Annotated in this window: 20 protein-coding genes; 12 read left to right on the top strand and 8 right to left on the bottom strand. The window is 67.3% G+C overall.

Annotated features, from left to right (window positions below):
• Positions 1-22: 22 nt before the first annotated feature.
• The gene (locus NNX35_RS05830; RefSeq protein WP_255765544.1) at positions 23-673 is read right to left on the bottom strand and encodes a TIGR00266 family protein; all 651 of its coding nucleotides are present in this window, start codon (positions 671-673) and stop codon (positions 23-25) included.
• Between the two features lie 166 nt (positions 674-839).
• Between NNX35_RS05830 and soxR the strand changes: the two genes are divergently transcribed.
• The 4 genes from soxR to NNX35_RS05850 all read left to right on the top strand — a co-directional run bounded on the left by soxR (position 840) and on the right by NNX35_RS05850 (position 2,886).
• Positions 840-1,298: a redox-sensitive transcriptional activator SoxR gene (soxR, locus tag NNX35_RS05835; RefSeq protein ID WP_255862201.1), complete on the top strand. Its 459-nt coding sequence runs from the start codon at positions 840-842 to the stop codon at positions 1,296-1,298.
• An 84-nt stretch (positions 1,299-1,382) separates the two neighbouring features.
• Positions 1,383-1,934, top strand: coding sequence for a flavin reductase family protein (locus tag NNX35_RS05840; protein WP_255867220.1), 552 nt, complete (start codon positions 1,383-1,385; stop codon positions 1,932-1,934).
• A gap of 65 nt (positions 1,935-1,999) precedes the next feature.
• Positions 2,000-2,218: a hypothetical protein gene (locus tag NNX35_RS05845; protein WP_255765547.1), complete on the top strand. Its 219-nt coding sequence runs from the start codon at positions 2,000-2,002 to the stop codon at positions 2,216-2,218.
• Between the two features lie 2 nt (positions 2,219-2,220).
• A complete protein-coding gene (locus NNX35_RS05850; protein ID WP_370646962.1) occupies positions 2,221-2,886 on the top strand; it encodes a pentapeptide repeat-containing protein in 666 nt (221 codons plus the stop codon).
• On the opposite strand, the gene NNX35_RS05855 is transcribed toward NNX35_RS05850, so the two are convergent.
• The gene (locus NNX35_RS05855) at positions 2,883-4,112 is read right to left on the bottom strand and encodes an Ig-like domain-containing protein (RefSeq protein ID WP_255867222.1); all 1,230 of its coding nucleotides are present in this window, start codon (positions 4,110-4,112) and stop codon (positions 2,883-2,885) included. The two genes, NNX35_RS05850 and NNX35_RS05855, sit on opposite strands and share 4 nt — an antisense overlap.
• Before the next feature lie 158 nt (positions 4,113-4,270).
• Positions 4,271-5,761 (bottom strand): SDR family oxidoreductase, encoded by a 1,491-nt coding sequence (locus tag NNX35_RS05860; RefSeq protein ID WP_255867223.1) that lies wholly within the window; start codon positions 5,759-5,761, stop codon positions 4,271-4,273.
• A 165-nt stretch (positions 5,762-5,926) separates the two neighbouring features.
• Between NNX35_RS05860 and NNX35_RS05865 the strand changes: the two genes are divergently transcribed.
• The 3 genes from NNX35_RS05865 (at position 5,927) to NNX35_RS05875 (ending at position 11,652) form a co-directional block, all read left to right on the top strand.
• A complete protein-coding gene (locus tag NNX35_RS05865; protein ID WP_255867225.1) occupies positions 5,927-8,566 on the top strand; it encodes an ATP-dependent DNA ligase in 2,640 nt (879 codons plus the stop codon).
• Between the two features lie 39 nt (positions 8,567-8,605).
• Positions 8,606-11,086 carry a phosphoketolase gene (locus NNX35_RS05870; RefSeq protein ID WP_255867226.1) on the top strand — a complete coding sequence of 827 codons (2,481 nt, stop codon included), beginning with the start codon at positions 8,606-8,608 and terminating at the stop codon, positions 11,084-11,086.
• Positions 11,087-11,184: 98 nt separating this feature from the next.
• Positions 11,185-11,652 carry an SRPBCC family protein gene (locus tag NNX35_RS05875; protein ID WP_255765553.1) on the top strand — a complete coding sequence of 156 codons (468 nt, stop codon included), beginning with the start codon at positions 11,185-11,187 and terminating at the stop codon, positions 11,650-11,652.
• A gap of 77 nt (positions 11,653-11,729) precedes the next feature.
• Here NNX35_RS05875 and NNX35_RS05880 read toward each other — a convergent pair whose 3' ends face one another.
• Entirely contained in the window at positions 11,730-12,728 is a 999-nt protein-coding gene (locus NNX35_RS05880; protein ID WP_370646963.1) for an SDR family NAD(P)-dependent oxidoreductase, read from the bottom strand.
• 186 nt (positions 12,729-12,914) lie between these two features.
• On the opposite strand from NNX35_RS05880, the gene NNX35_RS05885 reads away from it, so the two are divergent.
• Positions 12,915-13,925, top strand: a complete 1,011-nt coding sequence (locus tag NNX35_RS05885; protein WP_255862193.1) for a LacI family DNA-binding transcriptional regulator — start codon at positions 12,915-12,917, stop codon at positions 13,923-13,925.
• A 19-nt stretch (positions 13,926-13,944) separates the two neighbouring features.
• Here NNX35_RS05885 and NNX35_RS05890 read toward each other — a convergent pair whose 3' ends face one another.
• Both NNX35_RS05890 and NNX35_RS05895 read right to left on the bottom strand, forming a co-directional pair.
• Complete coding sequence (locus NNX35_RS05890; protein ID WP_255867227.1) at positions 13,945-15,003, bottom strand: winged helix DNA-binding domain-containing protein; 1,059 nt, start codon at positions 15,001-15,003, stop codon at positions 13,945-13,947.
• Between the two features lie 52 nt (positions 15,004-15,055).
• On the bottom strand, positions 15,056-16,171 hold the full coding sequence (locus NNX35_RS05895) for a GTP pyrophosphokinase family protein (protein ID WP_255765558.1): 1,116 nt from the start codon (positions 16,169-16,171) through the stop codon (positions 15,056-15,058).
• A 106-nt stretch (positions 16,172-16,277) separates the two neighbouring features.
• Between NNX35_RS05895 and NNX35_RS05900 the strand changes: the two genes are divergently transcribed.
• From NNX35_RS05900 to NNX35_RS05915, 4 genes are all read left to right on the top strand, one after another.
• Complete coding sequence (locus tag NNX35_RS05900; protein ID WP_255867228.1) at positions 16,278-17,033, top strand: S9 family peptidase; 756 nt, start codon at positions 16,278-16,280, stop codon at positions 17,031-17,033.
• A 34-nt stretch (positions 17,034-17,067) separates the two neighbouring features.
• On the top strand, positions 17,068-17,982 hold the full coding sequence (locus NNX35_RS05905; RefSeq protein ID WP_255867229.1) for a carbohydrate kinase: 915 nt from the start codon (positions 17,068-17,070) through the stop codon (positions 17,980-17,982).
• 48 nt (positions 17,983-18,030) lie between these two features.
• Positions 18,031-18,567: a YbhB/YbcL family Raf kinase inhibitor-like protein gene (locus NNX35_RS05910; protein ID WP_255867230.1), complete on the top strand. Its 537-nt coding sequence runs from the start codon at positions 18,031-18,033 to the stop codon at positions 18,565-18,567.
• Positions 18,568-18,643: 76 nt separating this feature from the next.
• Entirely contained in the window at positions 18,644-19,495 is an 852-nt protein-coding gene (locus NNX35_RS05915) for an HAD family hydrolase (protein WP_255867231.1), read from the top strand.
• On the opposite strand, the gene NNX35_RS05920 is transcribed toward NNX35_RS05915, so the two are convergent.
• Together NNX35_RS05920 and NNX35_RS05925 are read right to left on the bottom strand one after the other, a co-directional pair.
• Positions 19,416-20,195 carry a phosphatase PAP2 family protein gene (locus NNX35_RS05920; RefSeq protein WP_255867232.1) on the bottom strand — a complete coding sequence of 260 codons (780 nt, stop codon included), beginning with the start codon at positions 20,193-20,195 and terminating at the stop codon, positions 19,416-19,418. The genes NNX35_RS05915 and NNX35_RS05920 overlap by 80 nt on opposite strands.
• On the bottom strand, positions 20,192-21,490 hold the full coding sequence (locus NNX35_RS05925; RefSeq protein WP_255867325.1) for an alpha/beta hydrolase family protein: 1,299 nt from the start codon (positions 21,488-21,490) through the stop codon (positions 20,192-20,194). The genes NNX35_RS05920 and NNX35_RS05925 overlap by 4 nt, the downstream gene beginning before the upstream one ends.
• Between the last annotated feature and the right edge of the window lie 11 nt (positions 21,491-21,501).

A 21,501-nucleotide genomic window follows, 5' to 3' on the forward strand; every position in this document is an offset into this window, starting at 1 on the left:
CCCGGGAGGCTGTGCAGGAGCGTCAGCGGGGAACGGCAGCCACGGGACTGAAAACGCGGGTCTGCATAATCACGTCGCCGGGCCCCTGCAGATCAACCACCAGGCCTTCGCCGCTCTTCAGCGAGTTGAAGATGCCGGCCGCCTTGCGCGTCCTCATCTGGATACTCGACTCCCAGCCCACGAGGTGCCCCGTGTCCAGGGTGAAGCCTTCCCCTGCTTTCAGGGATACAACGTCCAATGCGCCGTAGGAGGAAACCAGGAGGTTGCCCTGGCCGCTGACCTTCAGCACCACCAGGCCCGAACCGGCAAACATGCCGTTCAGGGAGGCGTCCGGGCCGACGTCGAGGTTCCCGTCGTTCGCCAGCCACGCTCCCTTCGTCAAGCGGAAGCCCGTTGCATTATCCACCCCGACGGAAACTACGTCTCCGACGGACTCGGAAATGACATCGACCCAGCCGCCCTCGGCGGGGGCGGTGAAAACGGTGGTGTGGAAGCTTTCCCCGCCGATCATTTTCCCCAGGCCTTTCATAAAGCCGCCGTCAGCCTTTGCCACGAGCGTTACGCCGAAGGAATGCGCCATCATTGCTCCCGGCTGCACTTTTATTGCCTCGTGGGGTTCAAGGAAGCAGCGGGCTACTGCGTATGCCGGGCTGTGGCGGATTTCTACTTTCACAATTACCTCTTTATAAAAAATATGGGATTCAGTGGCCTGCGCTGCGAATATAACTGCCTTGATCCTAAGTGCGGGGTTCCATGGACCGGCGCGCCCGCACATTTGCCTCCGGCAAGTCGGCGGCGGCAGCGGGCGGATAATGGGTGCTGTGAGGGAAGGCGAGGCCGTGGAAGCGAATACATCCGGATCCGGGCCCGCGCGGGTGGAACTGTCCGTGGGGCAGGTGGCCGAGCGCAGCGGCGTCAGCGTATCGGCGCTGCACTTTTACGAGCGCCAGGGCCTGCTCTCCAGCCGGCGGACACAGGGTAACCAGCGGCGCTATGACCGGTCGGTGCTGCGGCGGGTGGCCGTGATCCGCGCGGCGCAGCAGGCAGGCATTCCGTTGGCCGTGATCAACCGGGCTTTCGCCGAACTGCCTCCGGACGGGGTCCCGGACCAGGCCGACTGGCAGCGGCTTTCTGCCGCCTGGCAGCAGGAACTCAATACCCGCATCCGCCACCTCCAGGCACTTCGTGACCGGCTCGGCGGCTGCATCGGCTGCGGCTGCCTCTCCCTGGCCCAGTGCCGGTTCGTGAATCCCGACGATTCGGGCACCGGCACCGGCGCCCGGGCATTCGACGTCTGAGTCCCTCCGATTTGACCTCAACTATGGTTGAGGTTTTAGCGTTGAGGGATGCCCTCGATGGGTTGGTCTGCGGAAGGACTTGAGATGACGCGGAATACGGCTCTGTGCGAGCGGAATGTAACGGATGCATTCAAGGACGCCTTTCGGGCTCATCCGGCGGGCGTGGCGATCATTACGGCCGACGGCGGCAGCGGCCCCGTGGGCCTGACCGCCTCCTCGGTTTCCTCGGTTTCGGCGGAGCCGCCGATCCTGTCCTTCTCCCTGGCCTCAACCCACGGGACAGCCGGTCTAATAGCCGCGTCGGAGACCGTCGTCGTCCACCTGCTTGGCTCCGAAAATGCCGGACTCGCCGCACTTTTCGCCCGGCAGGGCGCGGACCGGTTCGGCTCGACGCGCACCCGCACGCTGCCCGGCGGCGAACCCCTCCTGGAAGAAGCCCCCGTGGCACTTCGCTGCCGGATCGACGGCAGGATCCCGGTGGGCAGCTCCATCCTGATTGCGGCCACCGTCCTGGAAATCCTCCCCGGCAGCACGGAGCAGGAACCGCTGGTCTACCACAACCGGACTTATCACCGCCTGGGCGGGCACTCCGTGCTTGGCCAGGCCGGCTCGGTTGCTCCCGGAAGCGGCCAGTAGCGGATAATCGGGTTCAGACCCGTACGGCGACCGTCGTCGGGAACGACCCACCGGAAGGCACGGCGATGGCAAAGAAAAAACTCAAGGACCTGAGCAGCGGACAGAAAAAGGGCCTCGGAGCCCTGACCGGACTCCAGTTCCTGCTCGCCGGAGCTGCGCTTCGGGATTTGAAGAAGCGACCGAAGGAGCAGATCCGCGGCAGCCGCGGATGGTGGATGGCCGCGTGCGGCATCAACTTCGCCGGCCCCATCGCCTACTTCCTCTTCGGCCGGCGCTCCGCCTAGGCATGGTGCGTTCCCGCAGCACTGGAACCAAACCGCCGGTCCTCGAGCCGGTTCGCCTGCAGGACCTGAGTGACGGTGCCGATGTTCCGGTAGGCAGCACCCAGGAAGCGGTGGCCTATGCCGGAGAATCCTTCGCCGGTTTGGAACTGCGCGGGGCAGTGTTCTCCGAATGCAGCCTCACCGGAGTGTCCCTGGACAACGCCGACCTCACCGCTGCACGGTTTCTGGAATCGACCCTGGAAAACCTGTATGCCCCGGTGTTCCGGGCGGCCAGGACCACCTTCCGGGACGTGGAGATCTCCAACCCGCGCCTGGGTTCCGCTGAGCTTTACGGCGGAAGCTGGAATTCCGTCCGGGTGGAGGGCGGCAAGATCGATTTCCTCAACCTGCGCGGCTGCACGCTGACCAACGTGCTGTTCTCCAACTGCATCATCGGGGAACTGGACCTGGACGGCGCGCGGCTGAACCGGGTGGCGTTCCGCGACTGCCGGATCGACTCCCTGCTGCTGGGAAGCGGCGGTACGGCCGTGGATGCAGACCTGCGCGGATCCGCGTTCCGGAGCATCACCGGATTAGCCGGACTGAAGGGGTTCACCGTGGACGAAGAACAGCTCCTGCTGCTGGCTCCGCTGCTCGCGGCCCAGCTGGGCCTGCGCGTGGAAGCCTAGGGCTGCCCGGCGTACTGGTCCCAGGGGATGTTCCAGTCGCCGTAGCCGTCGTCGATGGAAACCGGCCCGGCTTCGGTGTTCAGCACCTGCACCACGTCCCCGGCGTCGAAGGTGTCATAGAAGTACTTGGCGCCCTCGGCGGACATCCCAACGCAGCCGTGCGAAACATTGATGCGGCCCAGGGCACCCACGGCGCCGTCGAGGGCCTGGTGGACAAAGACACCGCTGTTGGTCAGGCGGCTGGCCCAGGAGGCGTCGAACGGCTCGTAATAGTCCGGGTCTCCGGGCGAGAGACCGATGCTCTCGGCGCGGAAGGGCAGCTTCTCGTGCTGGCTGACGACAACCTGGTAGCCGCTGGGCGAAGGCCAGGTGGGTTCGCCGAGGGTGACGGGGAAGGTCCGGACCAGCTGCCCGTCCAGGAACACCTGCATGGTCTTAGTGTTGTTGTCCACCACGGCCAAGCGGGTGTTGTGCGTGTTGAAAGTCCGGGTTTCGTTGAAGTTGCCGATCATTCCGTTGCCGAAGTCGACGCCGAACAGCTGCATGTCCACGGTGATGGCACTGTTGGGGGCCCAGAAGGCTTCCGGCCGGTAGCGGACCCGGTTGTCCGTGATCCAGTAAAAGGCGCCGGTCTGGCCCGAGGTGCTGGTGACCTTGATGGCCTGTTCCACCGCGTCTTTGTTGGTGACCGGTTCACTGAAGGTGATATCGATGGGCTGGCCCACGCCCACGCTGGCGGCGTTCTGCGGATACATGAATGCATTGGCTTCATTCGCCGGAAGCACGGTTTCGAAGCCCTGCTTGCGCGTGGTCTCCTTGCCGGCCGAATCCGTGAGCACCACTTCCATGCCGTACCTGGTGTTGAAAGCCAGGGGTGCATCAGCGGTCCAGACGGCACCGTCGCCGGACATCACGCCGGGCACGGGCTCACCGCCCGCTTCGGGCTTCAGGATGACCTTGTTGATCACTGCATTGGTGGCGGTGACGGAGGGAACCTCGGCGGGGTTGACGCCTACGGCGCCGTCAGCCGGCGTGGTGGTGATGGATACCGGGGCGGCCTGCACGGAGGGCGACGCCGATGCGGAGGCGCCTGCTGCGGGGGACGAGCCGGTTTCCGAAGGGCCCAGCCGGCCGGTGGCGAAGGCTGCGCCGAGACTTCCGCCGATGACGAGCACCGCGGCAACCGCCGCGGCTATTGGCCATTTACGGCTTTTCTTGTCCTGCACAGCCAAGTCCCCTCAAGTACAAGCCGGGAGCCGTCACGACGACGGAACCGGCATAGTTGCAGCTGGGCCGGCTCGACCGGCGCGTATTGTCCTACCGATGATATTAGCTTCTTTGGATTTCCCGAACGCTGTTACCCAATTGCCGCCTAAACGGCTGTTCAGGGTGCGGCCGGTGTTGTCAGCCGCGCTGCCTGCCGCGTGATGTTCTTCGCCATGGAGGGAAAGATCAGGCCGTGGAAAGGGGCAATGAGCCACCAGTAGAGCTTGCCGCCCAGTCCCTTCGGGAAATAAATGGCCCGCTGCCGGTACAGGCTGCCGCCCTCGCCGTCCGGGTCCACACGCATCTCCAGCCAGGCCTTGCCGGGCACCCGCATCTCCGCACGCAGCCGCAGCAGGGTGCCGCGTTCCAGCAGTTCCACCCGCCACCAGTCCACCACGTCGCCGGTAAACAGTGTGGTGGGGTTCCGCCGGCCGCGGGTGAGGCCCGCCCCGCCGACGGTTTTATCGAGGACCCCGCGGATGGCCCAGGCCATGGGAAGCGAATACCAGCCGTTCCGGCCGCCCACTCCCTCGATGACCTGCCAGACCGCGGCCGGGTCCACGGCCGCGCGGCGCTGCCGCGAGTCCACGTACACTGTCTGGCCCGCCCAGTCCGGGTCGCTGGGCAGGGGGTCGGAGGCCAGATCGGACGACGCCGAGGCGTTGGCCCAGGTGGTTTCCACCTCGCCGCGTTTCTCCTTGCCCAGCGCCCGCTTCACGGCGTCGTGGTAGTCCGTGAGCCCGCCGTCGGGCTGCGGCAGGTATTGGTCAATGTCGTGTTCCTTGGCGACGGCGTCGTGCTGCAGGGATTCCACCAGCGGCAGCGCCATGGAACGCGGGATCGGGGTCACCAGGGACACCCAGTGTCCGGCCAGCCGCGGCGCCGGCAGCGGCAGGGCGTAGATACGGCGCCGGGGCAATCCGGCTTCCTCCGCATATCCGTTCATGATTTCCGCGTAGGTCAGGACCTCCCGTGATCCGATGTCGAACGTGCGGTTCATGCCGGCGGGGATGTCTACGGCCCGCACCAGGTAGTGCAGGACGTCCCGCACCGCAATCGGTTCGATGCTTCGCCGTACCCAGCTCGGCGCCGGCATCACGGGCAGGGTTTCCGTCAGGTGCCGGATCATCTCGAAGGAGGCGGATCCGGAACCGATGACGACGCCGGCCTGGTACACAATGGCGGGCACCTCGCCTTCGAGCAGGATCCGGCCCACCTCGGTCCTGGATTTCATGTGCGGCGACAACTCGCCTTCCTCCGGGTGAAGCCCGCCGAGATACACGATCCGCTGCACGCCGGCCTCCGCGGCGGCGTCGGCCACCAAATGGGCAATCTCCGACTCCTGGCTGCCAAAACCCTTCCCGGACGCCATCGAGTGCACGAGGAAGTACAGGGTGTCGATGCCGGCGAAGGCCGCCGCGGCGGATTCCCGGTCCGATAGGTCACCCTGGACAATTTCGACCTCGGACGCCCAGGGCACATCGGAGAGCTTTTCGGGGGAGCGCGCCAGGACCCGCACCCGGTGGCCGTCTTCAAGCAGCAGCGGGACAAGCCGTCCGCCGATGTAGCCGGTGGCCCCCGTGACCAGGATGTGCTGGCTTTCTGTCATTTTCCCAACATACACACGCGCCGCCGCCGATGGTCAGGGCGGCCGGACGCTCTGGGCGAAACCCTCCGAAGACTCTTCCGGTTCGCTGCGGCGGATACCCCGGGATTGATAAGCCCCCTGATGAAATACTGGTATTTGCCCGGTATCCCGGTAAGACTAGGGGGCATGGCGACAGGCGGAGGGAAAAACCAGGAGACCGTCAGTGTGGAGGGGCACCGGCTCCGCCTGACCAACCTGGACAAGGTGCTTTACCCGGAAACGGAGACCACCAAGGCGGATGTGATTGCCTACTACGCTGCCGTGGCCGAGTACATGCTGCCGCACTCGCGCAACCGCGCGGCCACCCGCAAACGCTGGGTGCACGGAGTGGGGACGCCCGAGCACCCCGGCCAGGTGTTCTTCCAGAAGAACATCGAGGACTCCGCTCCTTCCTGGGTGAAGCGGTTCTCGATCGAGCACAAAACCTCCACCAATACCTACCCGCTGGTGAATGACCTGGCCACGCTGACCTGGCTGGCCCAGTCCGCAGCCCTCGAAATCCATGTGCCCCAGTGGCAGTTCGGGCCGCGCGGCAAGATCGGCAATGCGGACCGGATGGTGCTGGACCTGGACCCCGGAGAAGGGGCGGGGCTGGCCGAATGCGCCGAAGTGGCCCGCCTGGCCCGGGCCATCCTCTCGGACATGGGCCTGGATGCCCGGCCCGTGACCAGCGGCTCCAAGGGCATCCACCTCTACGCGGCCCTGGACAGCAGCCAGAGTTCCGACGACATCAATGCGGTGGCCCACGAGCTGGCACGCGCCCTGGAGGCTGACCATCCGGATCTGGTGGTCAGCGACATGAAAAAGACACGGCGCGTGGGCAAGGTGTTGGTGGACTGGAGCCAGAACAACGGCAACAAGACCACCATCTGCCCCTACTCGCTGCGCGGACGGTTCACCCCCACGGTGGCCGCCCCGCGGACCTGGAAAGAACTCGAGGATCCGGACCTGGCCCAGCTGGATTATCTGCAGGTGATGGACCGCGTCCACCGCGGATCCGATCCGCTGGCTGGAATGGAGAGCGGTGCCTTCGAGGAGGAGTCGCTGGAGCAGGCCACGGAGGACTCCGGCGGGGCATCGGATGGGGTCCGGTCCGCGGGCGGCGGCGCGGACCGGCTGACCAAGTACCGGAGCATGCGGGACGCCGCGAAGACGCCGGAACCCGTCCCGGAGGAAGCGTCCACTCCCTCGGAGGGCAACAGCTTCGTCATCCAGGAGCACCACGCCCGCCGGCTGCACTGGGACTTCCGCCTCGAGCACGACGGCGTGCTGGTGTCCTGGGCGCTGCCGAAGGGACCGCCGTCCACGTCCGGAAAGAACAACCTGGCCGTGCAGACCGAGGATCATCCGCTGGAATACGGCAAATTCGAGGGACATATTCCCAAAGGGGAATATGGCGGCGGGGACGTCACCATCTGGGATCACGGCACATATGAACGCGAAAAATGGCGGGACGGCAAGGAAGTCATCGCGGTGCTGCACGGCCAGCCCGACGGCGGCCTGGCTCGGGAAGGGGCAGCCGACCGGCGCTACGCACTGATCCACACCGGCTCGGGCGGCGACAAGGCCAACAACAACTGGCTGATCCACCTGATGAAGAACCAGCCGAAGCCGGGCGAAAAGGGACAGCCGGAAGCTCCGCCGGCCGGGTCCGCCGCCGCTCCCGCGGACGCCCCGGAATCGCCCGCGGAGTCCGTGGCCGCTGCCGCCCGGACACGGCCGGCCACGGCCGCCGCCCCGGCAAAAACCTCGTCCGTCGACGTCGGGAAGGCGGCCCGCGACGCGGAAGACGCCTCGGTGCCCGCCGTCGAGCCGATGCTGGCGACGCTCGGCAGCCGGGCGGAGATCAACGACGACGACGAGTGGGCCTTCGAGATGAAATGGGACGGCGTGCGCGCCGTCGTCACCGTGACGCCGGCAGGCACCCGGCTGATCTCCCGCAACGGCAATGACATGACCGCCGCTTATCCGGAACTGCAGGACCTCAGTGCGCACCTCAACGGGGAACGGGCCGTACTGGACGCCGAAATCGTCGCGCTGAACAAGGCCGGCCGGCCGGACTTCGGCCTGCTGCAGCCGCGCATGCACCTGACCAAGCCGCGGGAAATCGCCGCGGCCGCCGCACGGACGCCGGTGCACCTGATGGTCTTTGACCTGCTCTGGCTGGACGGGAACTCGCTGGCGGACCTCAGCTACGAACAGCGCCGGGAAATCCTCGAGCAGGCCGTGGAGCCCGTCCCCGACGGGCACCTCCAGGTTCCGCCCGCACTGGACATGTCCATGGACGAGGCGGTGGCAGCCAGCAAGGAACTGGGGCTGGAAGGCGTGATGGCCAAACGCCGCAGCAGCACCTATTCCCCCGGCCGTCGTTCCAAGAACTGGGTGAAGCTGAAGAACCAGCTGACCCAGGAGGTAGTGGTGGTGGGCTGGCGGCCGGGGCAGGGAAACCGGCAGAACAAGGTCGGTTCCCTCCTGGTTGCCATTCCGGACGGGGTGGACCTGAAATACATCGGACGGGTGGGGTCCGGCCTGAGCGAGAAGGACCTCGCGACCATCGGTCCGCGCCTGAAGAAAATGTCCCGCAAAACGGCGCCGCTGGACGATGTGCCTTCTGCCGATGCCTCCGACGCGCAGTGGGTGCGGCCGGCGCTGGTGGGCGAAGTGACCTTCTCCGAACGCACCGGCACCGGAAAACTGCGCCATCCCGTCTGGCGCGGCCTGCGCCCGGATAAGAAACCGTCCGACGTCGTGGTGGAGACCCTTTAGGCGCACCATGCCGATACCTGACCGGAAAGGACCCCCAAGATGACCGAGACCAATGCTGCCTCCACGGCCCGCATTCCCGGCACCGAACCGCATCCCGACAGCGCCCTGGACGGTGTGGACGCGTGGTGGCGGGCCGCGAACTATCTCTCTGCCGGCCAGATCTACCTGCGCGACAACCCGCTGCTGCGCCGACCGCTGGAAACATCGGACGTCAAGGCGCGGCTGCTGGGGCACTGGGGGACCACACCCGGACTGAACTTCATCTATGCCCACCTGAACCGGCTGATCCGCGAGCAGAAACGCAACGTCCTGTTCATTACCGGGCCCGGGCACGGCGGCCCTGCCAATGTTGCGAATGCCTGGCTGGAGGGCACCTACTCGGAGATCTACAGCCATGTGGGCCGGGACGAGGAAGGGCTGCGCACCCTGTTCCGGCAGTTCTCCTACCCCGGTGGAATCCCCAGCCATGCGCCGCCGGAGACTCCCGGGTCCATCCACGAGGGCGGTGAACTGGGCTATTCCCTGGCCCATGCCTACGGGGCGGTGTTCGACAACCCGGACCTGGTGGCCGCCACGGTGATCGGCGACGGCGAGGCCGAAACCGGTCCGCTGGCCGCCAGCTGGCATTCCAACAGCTTCCTCGACCCGGCGGTGGACGGAGCGGTGCTGCCCATCCTGCACCTGAACGGCTACAAGATCGCCAACCCCACCATCCTGTCCCGGATGCCCGAGGAACAGCTGCTGAAACTGCTCGAGGGCTATGGCTACCGCCCCTACGTGGTGACGGTCGAGGACCCCGCCGCCGTCCGACAGGCCCACGAGGACTTCGCTGCCGTACTGGAGACCTGCCTGGCGGAAATCACCGCGATCCAGGCGCCGTACCGGACCGGCGAAAAGACTGCGGTGACCCCGGACATCCCCGGTGCCGGCACGATGGAACAGCACGCTCCGCGCTGGCCGATGATTGTCTTCCGCTCGCCCAAGGGCTGGACCGGGCCGGCCGTCGTCGACGGACTCCAGGTCGAGGGCACCTGGCGGGCCCACCAGGTGCCGCTGTCCGAGATCCACGACAACCCGGAGCATCTGGCCCAGCTGCAGGAATGGCTGCAGTCCTACCGGCCCGGGGAGCTGTTTGACGCCGACGGCCGGCTTGCCGCAGGGATTGCCGCGCTGGCTCCGGAAGGGGACCTGCGGATGAGCGCGACGCCGTACGCCAACGGCGGGCGCCTGCTCCAGGACCTGCACCTGCCGGAGTACGCGGACCATGCGGTGAAGATCGATCATCCGGGCTCCGAACGGGTAAGCCCGATGTACAACCTGGGTGGCTACCTGCGCGAAGTGATCCGGAAGAACCCGTCTAACTTCCGGATTTTCGGGCCGGATGAAACCGCGTCCAACCGGCTGCAGGCCGTCTACGACGTCACGGACAAGGCCTGGCAGCAGCGCATTGACGAGCTCGACGAACACCTGGCCCGCAGCGGACGCGTGGCCGAGGTGCTCAGCGAGCACCTGTGCGAAGGGTGGCTGGAGGGATACCTGCTGACCGGCCGGCACGGCGTGTTCAACTGCTACGAGGCCTTCGTGCACATTGTGGATTCCATGTTCAACCAGCACGCCAAGTGGCTGAAGGTCAGCCGCGGGCTAAGCTGGCGCCAACCGGTCGCCTCGCTCAACTACCTGCTCTCCAGCCACGTCTGGCAGCAGGACCACAACGGGTTCTCGCACCAGGACCCCGGCTTCATTGACCATGTGGTGAACAAGAAGGCAGACGTCATCCGGGTCTACCTGCCGCCGGACGCCAACACCCTGCTGGCCGTGGCCGGGAACATCCTGGACAGCAGGGACCGGGTCAACGTGGTGGTCTCCGGCAAGCAGCCGGCTCCGGTCTGGCTGGATCCGGAACAGGCGCTGCTGCATGTGGAGCGCGGCGTCGGGATCTGGGACTTTGCCGGCAGCGAGGGCGCCGGCCCGGGCACCCGGACCGATCCCGACGTCGTGATGGCCTGCGCGGGCGACGTACCCACGCTGGAAACCGTGGCTGCGGCGGCGCTGCTGAAGGACCAGTTGCCGGACCTGAGGATCCGGGTAGTCAACGTGGTGGACCTGATGGTGCTGCAGGATCCGCGCGAACATCCGAACGGGCTTCCGGACCGGGATTTCGACACCCTGTTCACGCAGGATAAACCGGTGATTTTCGCCTATCACGGCTATCCCTGGCTCATCCACCGGCTGACCTACCGGCGCACCAACCACGACAACCTGCACGTGCGCGGCTACAAGGAGGAAGGCACCACCACCACGCCGTTCGACATGGCCATGCTGAACCAGATCGACAGGTTCCAATTGGCCATCGACGTGCTGGACCGGGTAGCGTCGCTGGGATCGACGCAGGCGTCCTTCCGGCAGTATTTGCAGGACGAACGGGCACGTGCCCGGCAGTACACCCGCGACGAAGGGCAGGATCCGTCGTACATCACCGGCTGGAACCTGCAGGAAGCAGAGCAGGACACGCCCGGCTGAGCACCACCGGCCAGGCGCGGTACGCACAGGCTTCGGCGGCGCCCCTAAAGGGCAGCACGCCGTGGAAAAGTACGATCCATCCATCGAAGGAGAGTTCATTGACCACTGATCAGACGAGCGTTGTAGTTTCCCGGGTCATCGATGCCTCGGCCGCGGACATCTTCAATCTGTTGTCCAACCCCGAGCGCCACCACGAGCTGGACGGCTCCGGCATGGTGGTTTCGGACGAGAAGACCGACCGCATTACGGCTTCCGGCCAGGTCTTCACCATGAACATGCACAACGAAAAAATGGGCGACTACCAGACGGAAAACCACGTCACCGGGTACGACCACAACAAGCTGCTGGCCTGGCAGACTGCTCCGGCCGGCACCGAACCCAAGGGTTGGCAGTGGGTCTGGGAACTCCAGGCCGACGGCGCCGACTCCACCGAGGTCACCCTGACCTATGACTGGTCCCATGTCACGGACAAGGAGACCCTGAAGAAGGTCTCCTTCCCGATGGTGTCCAAGGACGACCTCGAGGAATCCCTGAACAAGCTCGCCGCAGCGGTCTCCGGCGCCTAGGGTTTTTTAGGACGCACGACGGCGGCCGGCACCTTCCGTAGGGAAGGTGCCGGCCGCCGTCGTACTGCGTGCGGAGGTTAGACCGCGGACCAGCCGCCGTCGGAGGGCAGGATGGCGCCGTTGATGTTCACGCCGTCATCGCTGAGCAGGAACGTGATGGACGCAGCGAGGTCCTCCGCCGAGGCCAGGCCCGGAATGTTGACGCGTGCCGGGGACAGGCGCGCCTCGCCGTACTCGCTGGTCTTGCCGCCCATCGGAATGCCGGTGGCTACGCCGCCCGGAGCAACGGCGTTCACGCGTATGCCTTCACGGGCATACATAAACGCGGTGCTGCGGGTGATGCCTACGACGGCATGCTTGGAGGCGGTGTACGCCACGCCCGAAGCGGAGCCGCGCAGCCCGGCTTCGGAGGTGATGTTCACAATCGACCCCTTGCGGGCTTCGAGCATGGTCGGCAGCACGGCGCGGGTCAGGCGCATCAGGCCCTCCACGTTGACCGCGAAGATCTTCTGCCACATGGCATCGGAGACCTCGTGCAGCGGGGAGAAGTCGTCATTGATGCCGGCCACGTTGGCCAGGCCGTCAATCCTGGTGCCGGAAGCGGCCATGATGCGGTCGATGGCGGCGGCATCGGTCAGGTCGCCGGCAACCGGAACAATGGCCTCGCCCAGTTCTCCGGCGAGTTCCTTGATCTTCGCCTCGGCGATGTCGACGGCAATCACGCGGCCGCCTTCGCGGGCAATGCGGGCGGCGGTGGCGCGGCCGATGCCGGAGCCGGCGCCGGTGACGATGATGGTGCGGCCTTCGAATCGGCCTTCAACGGTCGGCAGGACGGTTTCGGCGATCTCGGGCATCACGCCGCCGTTGGCCTGCTTCACGAGTTCATCCACGGCAGCCTGCGGGAACTTGCCCTGGCTGAGGTCAACCAGCTGCTGCAGCTTCATGGTCAGGGCGGGGCCGAGGGTCTTCTCGTCGCTTCCGGCCTGCGCGAGCATGCCGCGGATGGCGGGACCGCCGGCGGGGTGGTCGAGCCACTGCTGGACGGTGTTCTGGGCGGTGATGGGCAAATTGGCCACGAACCGGTCCTTTCGATCGGAGGAGCGGCCGTAATCTGCGGCCGCCGGTATCGGCAGCTCGCCACGATGGTTACACGTGTAAGTTGCCTGTATCGTCAGACTACCGGAGAAATCTCCGGAGGATAAGGGGCTGATTTCCGCGGTGTTGCCGGCGGGTCGGTGAAGCCGAGACGAAAGAGGGACGGGATGAACCGCAGGGTCACGTCCAACGACGTTGCGCAGGCGGCCGGCGTTTCCCGTGCCACCGTTAGCTACGTGCTCAACGGCCGTGCCGGGCAGAGCATCTCCTCCGGGACAAGGGAACGCGTGCTGGCCGCAGCCCGGGACCTGGGCTACGCGCCGTCGACCGCCGCCCGCACCCTGCGCCGCGGCCGCAGCGACCTGGTGCTGATGCTGCTGCCGCCCGAGCCGCTGGGCCGCGCCCTGGCCATCCTGATCGATGCCGCCTCCGAGGAAGTGGAACGGCAGGGGCTGCGCCTGGTGGCGCACCGGCTGCCGGCACAGGGCGGAGCGCCGTCCCTGGTGCAGTCGCTGGCTCCGGCAGCGCTGATCCTCACCACCCCGCTCCCGGAACCGGAACTGGCAGCCCTGGCGGCCATCGGCATCCGGGTGGCCTCCCTGCACCAGGCGCTGGAAGACCCGCTGGGCCCGGACCTCGGCATCGGGGCATGCCAGGTGCAGCATCTGGCCGCGGCCGGACACCGGCGGATCGGTGTGGCGGTGCCCCCGGAGTCCGGTTATGCCTGGCGGGTGGACGTCCGGCTGGCGGCCATTGCGGACGCCTGCCGCCGGCTTGAGCTTCCGCCGCCCGCCGTCGCCCGTCTGGCCCTGGACGCCGGGGAGGCGGCGGGCGTCGTCGACCGTTGGCGGGCAGGACCGGAGCCGGTGACCGCGGCCTGCGCGTTCGACGACGAGCACGCCTTCGCCCTGCTGGCCGGGCTGGCCGCGCACGGCCTGAGCGCACCGAAGGATTTGGCGGTGATCGGCGCCGAGGACATTCCGCTGGCGTCGCTGGCAGTGCCGCCGTTGACCACCGTGTCGGTCGATGCCCGGTCCTTGGGGGAGCGGTTTGCGCGGATGGCGGTGGCCTCCCTGGATGCGGCACAGGAGCTGCGGGGAAGCGGAGCAGACGGTTCCGGGCAGCCGGCGGAAGCTGACCTGCCGCCGGTGCGGCTGGTGCGGCGCGTGTCGGCCTGAGCCTGAGGCGGTTCGGAGGTCAGCCGTGCGGCCAGTCTGCGACCGCCTGCTCAATGGCCCGCCGCTTGGCTGCCGAGACCCGTTCCACCAGGTCGATGACCGGTTCCGGGGTGGCCCGGGAGGTGCGGGGCAGCCGCCAAGTGCCCACCGCCACGCCGTCGTCGAGCACCGCAGGACGGAAGACCCCGTTGCCGCCCGGGACAATTGCCGCCAGCATCGCCGGGCTGGCAACCAGGGAACGGTCCGCGTAACCGAGGATCCACTCATCGAACGCCGGCACCAGTGACACGCCGGAAGGTTCCGGAATCTCCGGCTCACCGATGATCCACGCCGGCCGGCCGTCCACTTCAACCTGGACCAGGTCCGCCACTCCGGCTGCAGCCTTACGCACCATGGTTTTGGGCAGCTTGGTCCACCACGCCGCATCGTTCTCCGTGACCGGACCCCGGGCGAGCACGAAGCCGCGGACCACCGCGGACAGGTCGCCGTCGTTCGGCGCGCCGGGGTCGACGGCGCGCGGTGCCGTGAGGGTGAGGAGCTGCTCGGTGCCGGTCTCGAAAAACCGTCCCCAGTGCGCCAGGCCTTCCACGCAAAGGTGCATCAGCAGGTGGTAGCCGCGGCCGTCGGAGGTGTCGATCCCGGCTGCTTCCCAAAGTTCCAGCGCTTCGGAGCGTCGCAGCGGCCGATCGTCCAGGGCTTCGCGCAGGGTGTCCCGGCCCCGGGCCAGTACCGTCTCCTCAAGCCCCAGCTCGGCCCGGCGCCGGGCAGCCATGCTGCGGATCCGTTCCGCGGTGAAGGACAGCAGTGTCGCCAGATGCTCCGGCGTGGTGGCGAACAGGGTGCCGCGCATCGGCCAGCCGCGCACCAATTCGCCGCGGTCGAACGCGTTCCGGACGTCCTGGACAGTGGTTCCGGGGCGGGAGCGGACGGCAATGGCCCGCAGCACCGCGGGCAGGTCCTGGCCCTGCAGCGCGACGGCCCGCCGCACGACGTCGGCCGGGGACAGGTCCGAACCGCCCAGCAGCTGCGAGGAGCGCCGGATCCGCCGTGCATCCTGCCCGGAAAGAGAAGTGACCACGAGGCAAAGCTATGTGGCGCAGCGCTGCCGGGGCAAGGTTCCAGGGGGCAGGCTACTGCCCCTGTTCCGCCTCCCGCGCCCGGTAAAGCTGCATCAACCGGTAGCGGCGGCCCAGGGACTCCCGGCGGGGTTTGACCGGTGCGTCCTCCGGTTCGGCCGTGAGGTCGATGTGTTCCTTGCCGAAACGCCAGAGCAGCAGGTCATCGAGCAGCCGGTCCGGTCCGGGGGAGTAGCGGTGGTCCAGGGCCGCGCGGACCTTGGTGATGGCGTCTGCCTGCAGTAGTCCGGCCAGGTCCATGGTGGTCTTCATGCCGTGCGCAGCCAGCATTTCCGCGGCCCAGCCCCAGTCGTCACCGGACTTGCGGTTGACGTGCGGGAGCAGGGTCATCCAGATGTCCCGGATCCGGTTCGGAGTCAGCGGCGCACTGCCCTGGCCCTCTTCGTCCCAGAAGCCGGTGACGGTTTCGTAGCGTTCGTGCAGCTCGGCGAAGGCGGTTTCCACCGTCTCCAGCATGGCAGCGGTTGCCGTGAACTGCCGGTCGAAATACGGGCTCCAGGCCCGCGGATCGCCGGCCTTGAACCGGATGTCGTGCTCTATCTCGGACCAGGCATGGGCCAGCACGGTACGGATCTGCACTTCGAACAGGTAGCTGCCGTTGGGCCGCTGGTCCGGTTCCAGCAGCTTGTGGTACTTCCGCACCGTCTCATTCTGGATGGTCCGCAGGATCAGGTGCCGGCTGGAGTAGCCGTACGTACCGGATTCGATGGAGCCAATGTCCTTCTCGCGGTCGCCGCGGCAGTCGAACTCCGCCCGCTGCCGCTTGATCAGGTTGGCCGCTTCATCCACTTCATGCGGCAGCGTCATGATGATGCGCAGGCCCACGAGGTCGGTGAGGTTGCGCAGCGGATCCGGGAACAGCAGGGAAGGCAGTTCGCCGGGGTGCTCCGGGGGCAGCATCCGGGAAGCCTTGTCCCGGAAGGACTCAACGGTCTTGGTGCGCGAGGCTACGAACAGCGGCTTTACCGGGCTGTCGGCAAAGACAGCCCGAAGATTCGCTTCCATCTCCGCGGTGACCGCTTCCAATCCGGGCCGGACCCGGGCGTACTCATCGGTACTGGCCTGGACTATGGGCCGCAGCCGCTCATCCAGTGTGTCCCACGCGCTCAAAGCTGTTTCCCTTTCCCCTGCCTGCCCCCAGCCTATGGCACGGTGTTTCTCCGACACCGGCGATAGGCTCCCTATCAGATTAAGCCCCGCGAGCAGAAGGATCGTCATGCCAGCGCCTGCACTGCGTCTCTCCTACGGTCCGGACGCGGACCAGTACGCCGAACTGACCCTTCCGGAAAGCGGTGCGGCGCAGGCCGTGGTGGTCATCGTCCACGGCGGCTACTGGCGCGCAGCCTATGACGCGGAACTGGGCCGGCCGCTGGCGGCGGACCTGGCCGCCCGCGGGTTTGCCGCCTGGAACCTGGAATACCGGCGGGCCGGCAAGGGCGGCGGCTGGCCGGAAACGTTCGAGGACATCTGCGCCGGGATCGACGCGCTGGTCCCGGCGGCACGGGAACACGACGTCGACCTGTCCCGCGTGGTCTTCCTGGGCCACTCCGCGGGCGGCCACCTGGCCGTGCTCGCCGCGGGGCGGACTGATCCGCGCGTCCTGCCTGCCGGCGTCGTCAGCTGCTCCGGAGTCCTGAACCTGGCCGAGGCCCACGCACTGGGCCTGAGCAACGGCGCGGTGCGGAACTTCCTTGGCTGCACGCCTGTTTCCAATCCACGGCGTTTCCGGGAGGCGGACCCCATGTGCGCGCTGCCGCTGCAGGTTCCGGTCTGGGCGCTGCACGGCGAGGAAGACAGCACCGTGCCGCTCAGTTCCTCCAGCAGCTGGGTGGACGCTGCCCGGGCAAGCGGCACGGCGGCGCAGCTGCGCCTCATTCCCGGTGACCACTTCGCGATGATCACCCCCGGCACGCCGGCCTGGGACGCCGTCGTCAAGGCGGTCCGCGAGGCCGCCGGAATACCTGTTGTTTAAGGAAACCCAAAGGCCGCTCTGTTAGGTTGGCAGTGTGCTTACAGTTATTGGGGAAGCCCTTGTTGATGAAGTAGTCAGCGATACGGCGCCGCGGCGAACACACCCCGGCGGCAGCCCGCTGAACGTAGCTGTGGGCGTGGCGCGGCTGGGCCGTCCCGTCCAGTTCGTGGGCCGCTTCGGCTCGGATACCTACGGTGCCATGATCGCCGAGCATCTTCGGGCAAACTCCGTGCTGACCGCCTTCGAAGCCGATGACCGGCCGACCAGCGTGGCCACGGCCGTGCTGGATCCGGCGGGCGGCGCCCGGTACACCTTTGACCTGGAGTGGCAGCTGCCGGGCCTTGCGGAGGATCTTCCGGCCCTGCTGGACGGAACCACCATGCTGCACACCGGTTCCATCGCCTCCATGCTCTCGCCCGGCGCGGACCACGTGCTGCGCGCCGTGGAACAGGCACGTCCCGGCTGCACTGTCACCTACGATCCGAACTGCCGGCCGACCATCATCACCGACGCCTCCTACGCCCGCGAACAGGCGGAGAATTTCGTGGCACTGGCCGACGTCGTCAAGGCCTCCGACGAAGACCTGCAGTGGCTCTACCCGGACGAACCCGTGGAGGAATCCGCCCGGCGCTGGCTCGCTGCGGGACCGTCGCTGGTAGTGGTCACCCGGGGATCTAAGGGACCGTGGGCCGTGGCCGCGGCGGGAGAATGCGAAGTGGCCGCACCCACCGTCAGCGTGGTGGACACCGTGGGCGCCGGGGATTCGTTTATGTCCGCCCTCCTGGTGGGGCTGATGGACCGGGAGCTCGACGGCGGTGCCCGCCGCAGCGACCTGGCCCGGATCGGCGTCGGCGAACTGCAGGAGCTGCTCTCCTTCGCCGCACGCGCAGCAGCCGTCACCGTTTCCCGCGCCGGAGCCAATCCGCCCTACCGCCGCGAAGTCCCCTGATCCAGCCGCCCGCCGCGGCACCAATGCAAACTACCCGAAAGGAAGTCCGTGGAAAGCCGAGACCCGTATGAGGCACTGCCGCAGGTACCTGAGTTCACCGTCGAGAGTGAAGAATTCGCGAACGGAGGCACGTTCGCACCGGCCCAGTACAGCGGCAAGATGGGCGTAGCCGACGGCGGCGATGCCTCGCCGCAGCTGACCTGGTCCGGCTTCCCTGAGCAGACCCGCAGCTTTGCCGTGACGATGTACGACCCCGATGCACCCACCGCCAGCGGCTATTGGCACTGGGCGGCCTTCAATATCCCGGCGTCGGTCACGGGCCTCGCCGCCGATGCGGCCAATACGGGGCAGATGCCCGCCGGCACCGTACAGCTGGCCAACGACGCCGGATTTGCGGGCTTTGTGGGCGCCGCCCCGCCCGCAGGACACGGACGGCACCGCTACTTCGTGGTGGTCCACGCCGTGGATACGGAGGAACTGGACGTCCCGCCGGAGGCCACCCCGGCTGCCCTCGGCTTTGCGCTCTTCACCCACACCTTGGCGCGGGCCACGATGATCGGCACCGCGGAAATCCGGGAGGACTAGGGTCCCCGGGGCAGACCCGTTGGGGAGGATTCGCACCGTTCCGGCACCCGCCGCGGCCGGAAGTAAGCTTGATGGCATGCAGGAACAGCGGGGGCCGGTACGGCTGATAGCAAGCGACATGGACGGCACCATCGTGGGTGCGGACAACAGCATCAGCGACCGGACCGTGAACGCTTTCCGCGCCTGCATGGCTGCGGGCATCGACGTCGTCTTCGTGACCGGGCGCCCGCCCCGCTGGCTGGACCCCCTGCGCGAGCGGATCGGGCACGCAGGGACCGTGATCTGTTCCAACGGGGCCATCACCTATGACCTGGCCGCCGAGCGGGTCCTCGCCACCCGGCTCCTCCCGCTGGAACAGATGCTCGCCGCCGCGGAGGTCATCAGGGACCTCTTCCCGAGGGCACGTTTCGCGGCGGAGACGGTGGACGGCCTCCATCTTGAGGACGGCTTCGTGGACACCGGATCCGTCGAACTCCTCGGCGGCATAGTTCCCGGCCCGCTGCACGAATCCCTTGCAGGCTCACCGGGCGTGGCAAAATTCCTCGCCCGGGGCGCCGACATCTCCCCGGACGAGTTCCTGCGCCGGGTGGCGCCGGCGGTGTCCGAACTGGTGGAGACCACCCATTCGGCACCGCGGATGCCGCTGCTGGAAATGTCCCTGCCGGGCCTGAACAAGGCCGTTACGCTGGCCGGCTACGCCAAGGGGAAGGGTATAAACCCGGAGGAAACCATAGCTTTCGGCGACATGCCCAACGACATCTCCATGCTGGATTGGGCGGGCCGGGGCTACGCCATGGCAAGTGGTCACCCGGCTGCCCGCGAGGCGGCGGACTTCACGGCACCGGGCTTCACGGACGACGGCGTGGCGGTGATCCTTGAACGGCTGCTCGATGTTCAGGAAGCCTCCGCAGAAGCTGGTGCGCGGTAATTACCACCGCGAGCCAGGCCGCTCCGAGCGTCCAGGCCACCAGCACATCCGTCAGCCAGTGGTGGCCGAGGTAGACCCGGCTCAGGCCCACGGCAAACGTAAAGACCGCTGCCGCGAGCAGCGCGGAGGCCTTCGCCCAGCGGTTGTGCACGTGCAGGATCACCAGGTAGGCCAGGATCCCCGCGATGACGATTGAGTTCAGGGTGTGTCCGCTCGGAAACGAGGCGGAGGATTCGTACGGCGGGACGGCATCCGCCAGGTCGGGCCGGGTCCGGCCGATCAAGGCCTTTCCCGTGACCGTCATGAGCAGTGAACCGGCGGCTGCGGCCGCGGTGAGGATCAGCGGTGTCCAGGAACGCCAGCGCAGGCCCATAACGAGCACCACGAGCCCGGCGATGACGGGCATGCCGATGGTCCCGGCAAGGTTGGTGAAGCCGGTGACTGCGGAATCCAGCGCGGGAGTGCGCAGTCCCAGTGCCGTTTCCAGCACCGGCCGGTCCAGGCCGGCAATGCCGTCCGCGTCGGTGACCGATTCATAGACCTCTGCGGACACCAGGGTCAGGGCCAGTGCCGGCAGGAGGCCGACGGCCAGGATCACCAACAGGGCCACATGCGGCGAGGTTGCGCGGCTGATTCCATGCAGCAGCTGCCTGAGCCGATTCGCGGCCGGGGAGGGGTGAGGTGCGGGCACGGGGCTCATGGATCAAGTATGCCAAGCCGCCTGCAGAGCCAGTCCAGGTTGTTCTCCAGTCCGGCCCGCCAGACCTGCCAGGAGTGTCCGCCCGGAAGCTCCTGGAACTGCACGTCCGCGCCGGCCGCCCGGGCTGCTTCATACACCTGCCTGCCTTCCGGGGCGTACACCTTGTCCTCGCTGCCGACGACGACGATCCCGGCAAGTTCGGGAAATGACATCCGGTGAAACCGGTCCACGGCGTTCTGTTCTGCGAAGGCGGCCTGGTCGCCGTCGAAATACGTGTCCAGCAGGGCCTGCTGCCCATCGGCGTCGGTGGGCTCGTTTTCGCCGGCGATGTCCAGGAATGTCGGATAGGACTCGGGGTGGTTCGCCGCCAACTGCACTGCGCAGGTGCCGCCGAACGAATACCCCGCGATGGCCCATTGCCGTGCTCCGGCCGTTCCGGCCCCCAGATTCTGCTGCACCCAGGCGGGAAGGTCCCGGGCCAGGTACGTTGCCGAGTCGCTTACGGTCGTGTCCAGGCACAGCGGCCAGTCGGGGTTGGAGTCATTGCTGGCGTCGGGCATGACGACAATCGGAGCCAGGCCGGCATGGCGGGCAGCGAAGCCGTCCATCATTTCGGCTATGCGGCCGCTGACCAGCCAGTCATTCGGGGAGCCCGGCTGGCCGTGGATCAGGACCAGCACCGGCAGGCTGACCGCGCCTGGATCGGCCAGATAGGCGGGCGGGAGGTAGATCAGTGCAGGGTGGGAGGCGTATCCCGAGGCTGCCGCGGGGATCTCTGCCCGGTAGACCCGGCCTTCGCCGGGCAGGTTCGACGGCGGCGACCAGTCCCGTTCGGAGGCTGCGGGACGGTTGGTCCCGGTTTCCGCGGGACGGGGCAGCGGGTCATTCGTGGCCGAGGGCGGGTCCAGGAGGGAACGGAGGGTGGGGTATTGGGCGTAGGCAAGGTTCGCGGTGCAGGCCAACGCCAGCAGTATTCCGAACGCCGCCGCAGCGCCCGCGGTCCGGCGGGACCACGAGGTGCCTGGAACTGCCAGCAGTCCGGCCGCCAGCTGAAGCCCCAGGATGGCCAGGGCGGTGTAGAGGTAGAGCATCCGTGGAAGAGAAGCATTCCACCAATGGAATATAAGTTCTGCGAGCACATACAGCAGTGCCGTGCAGGCGGCCGCAACCACCAAATAGACCAGGATCCTGCGCAGGCCCAGCCGCCTCCCGGCAATCCCTAGCCAAAGAAGCGCAGCCGCGCCCAGGGCCAGGGCGAGGGCGGGGAGGATCCCGTCAATCAGGGACAGGCCCATCACGGCCGGGG

This window comes from Arthrobacter sp. zg-Y844 (genome assembly GCF_024385465.1).
Lineage (GTDB): Bacteria > Actinomycetota > Actinomycetes > Actinomycetales > Micrococcaceae > Arthrobacter_B.

Bases quoted from the DNA above. Each gene is read 5' to 3' on its own strand.
- NNX35_RS05840 (WP_255867220.1), top strand. From the start codon at position 1,383: ATGACGCGGAATACGGCTCTGTGCGAGCGGAATGTAACGGATGCATTC.
- NNX35_RS05845 (WP_255765547.1), top strand. From the start codon at position 2,000: ATGGCAAAGAAAAAACTCAAGGACCTGAGCAGCGGACAGAAAAAGGGC.
- NNX35_RS05850 (WP_370646962.1), top strand. From the start codon at position 2,221: ATGGTGCGTTCCCGCAGCACTGGAACCAAACCGCCGGTCCTCGAGCCG.
- NNX35_RS05860 (WP_255867223.1), bottom strand. From the start codon at position 5,761: ATGACAGAAAGCCAGCACATCCTGGTCACGGGGGCCACCGGCTACATC.
- NNX35_RS05865 (WP_255867225.1), top strand. From the start codon at position 5,927: ATGGCGACAGGCGGAGGGAAAAACCAGGAGACCGTCAGTGTGGAGGGG.
- NNX35_RS05870 (WP_255867226.1), top strand. From the start codon at position 8,606: ATGACCGAGACCAATGCTGCCTCCACGGCCCGCATTCCCGGCACCGAA.
- NNX35_RS05885 (WP_255862193.1), top strand. From the start codon at position 12,915: ATGAACCGCAGGGTCACGTCCAACGACGTTGCGCAGGCGGCCGGCGTT.
- NNX35_RS05900 (WP_255867228.1), top strand. From the start codon at position 16,278: ATGCCAGCGCCTGCACTGCGTCTCTCCTACGGTCCGGACGCGGACCAG.
- NNX35_RS05915 (WP_255867231.1), top strand. From the start codon at position 18,644: ATGCAGGAACAGCGGGGGCCGGTACGGCTGATAGCAAGCGACATGGAC.
- NNX35_RS05920 (WP_255867232.1), bottom strand. From the start codon at position 20,195: ATGAGCCCCGTGCCCGCACCTCACCCCTCCCCGGCCGCGAATCGGCTC.
- NNX35_RS05925 (WP_255867325.1), bottom strand. From the start codon at position 21,490: ATGGGCCTGTCCCTGATTGACGGGATCCTCCCCGCCCTCGCCCTGGCC.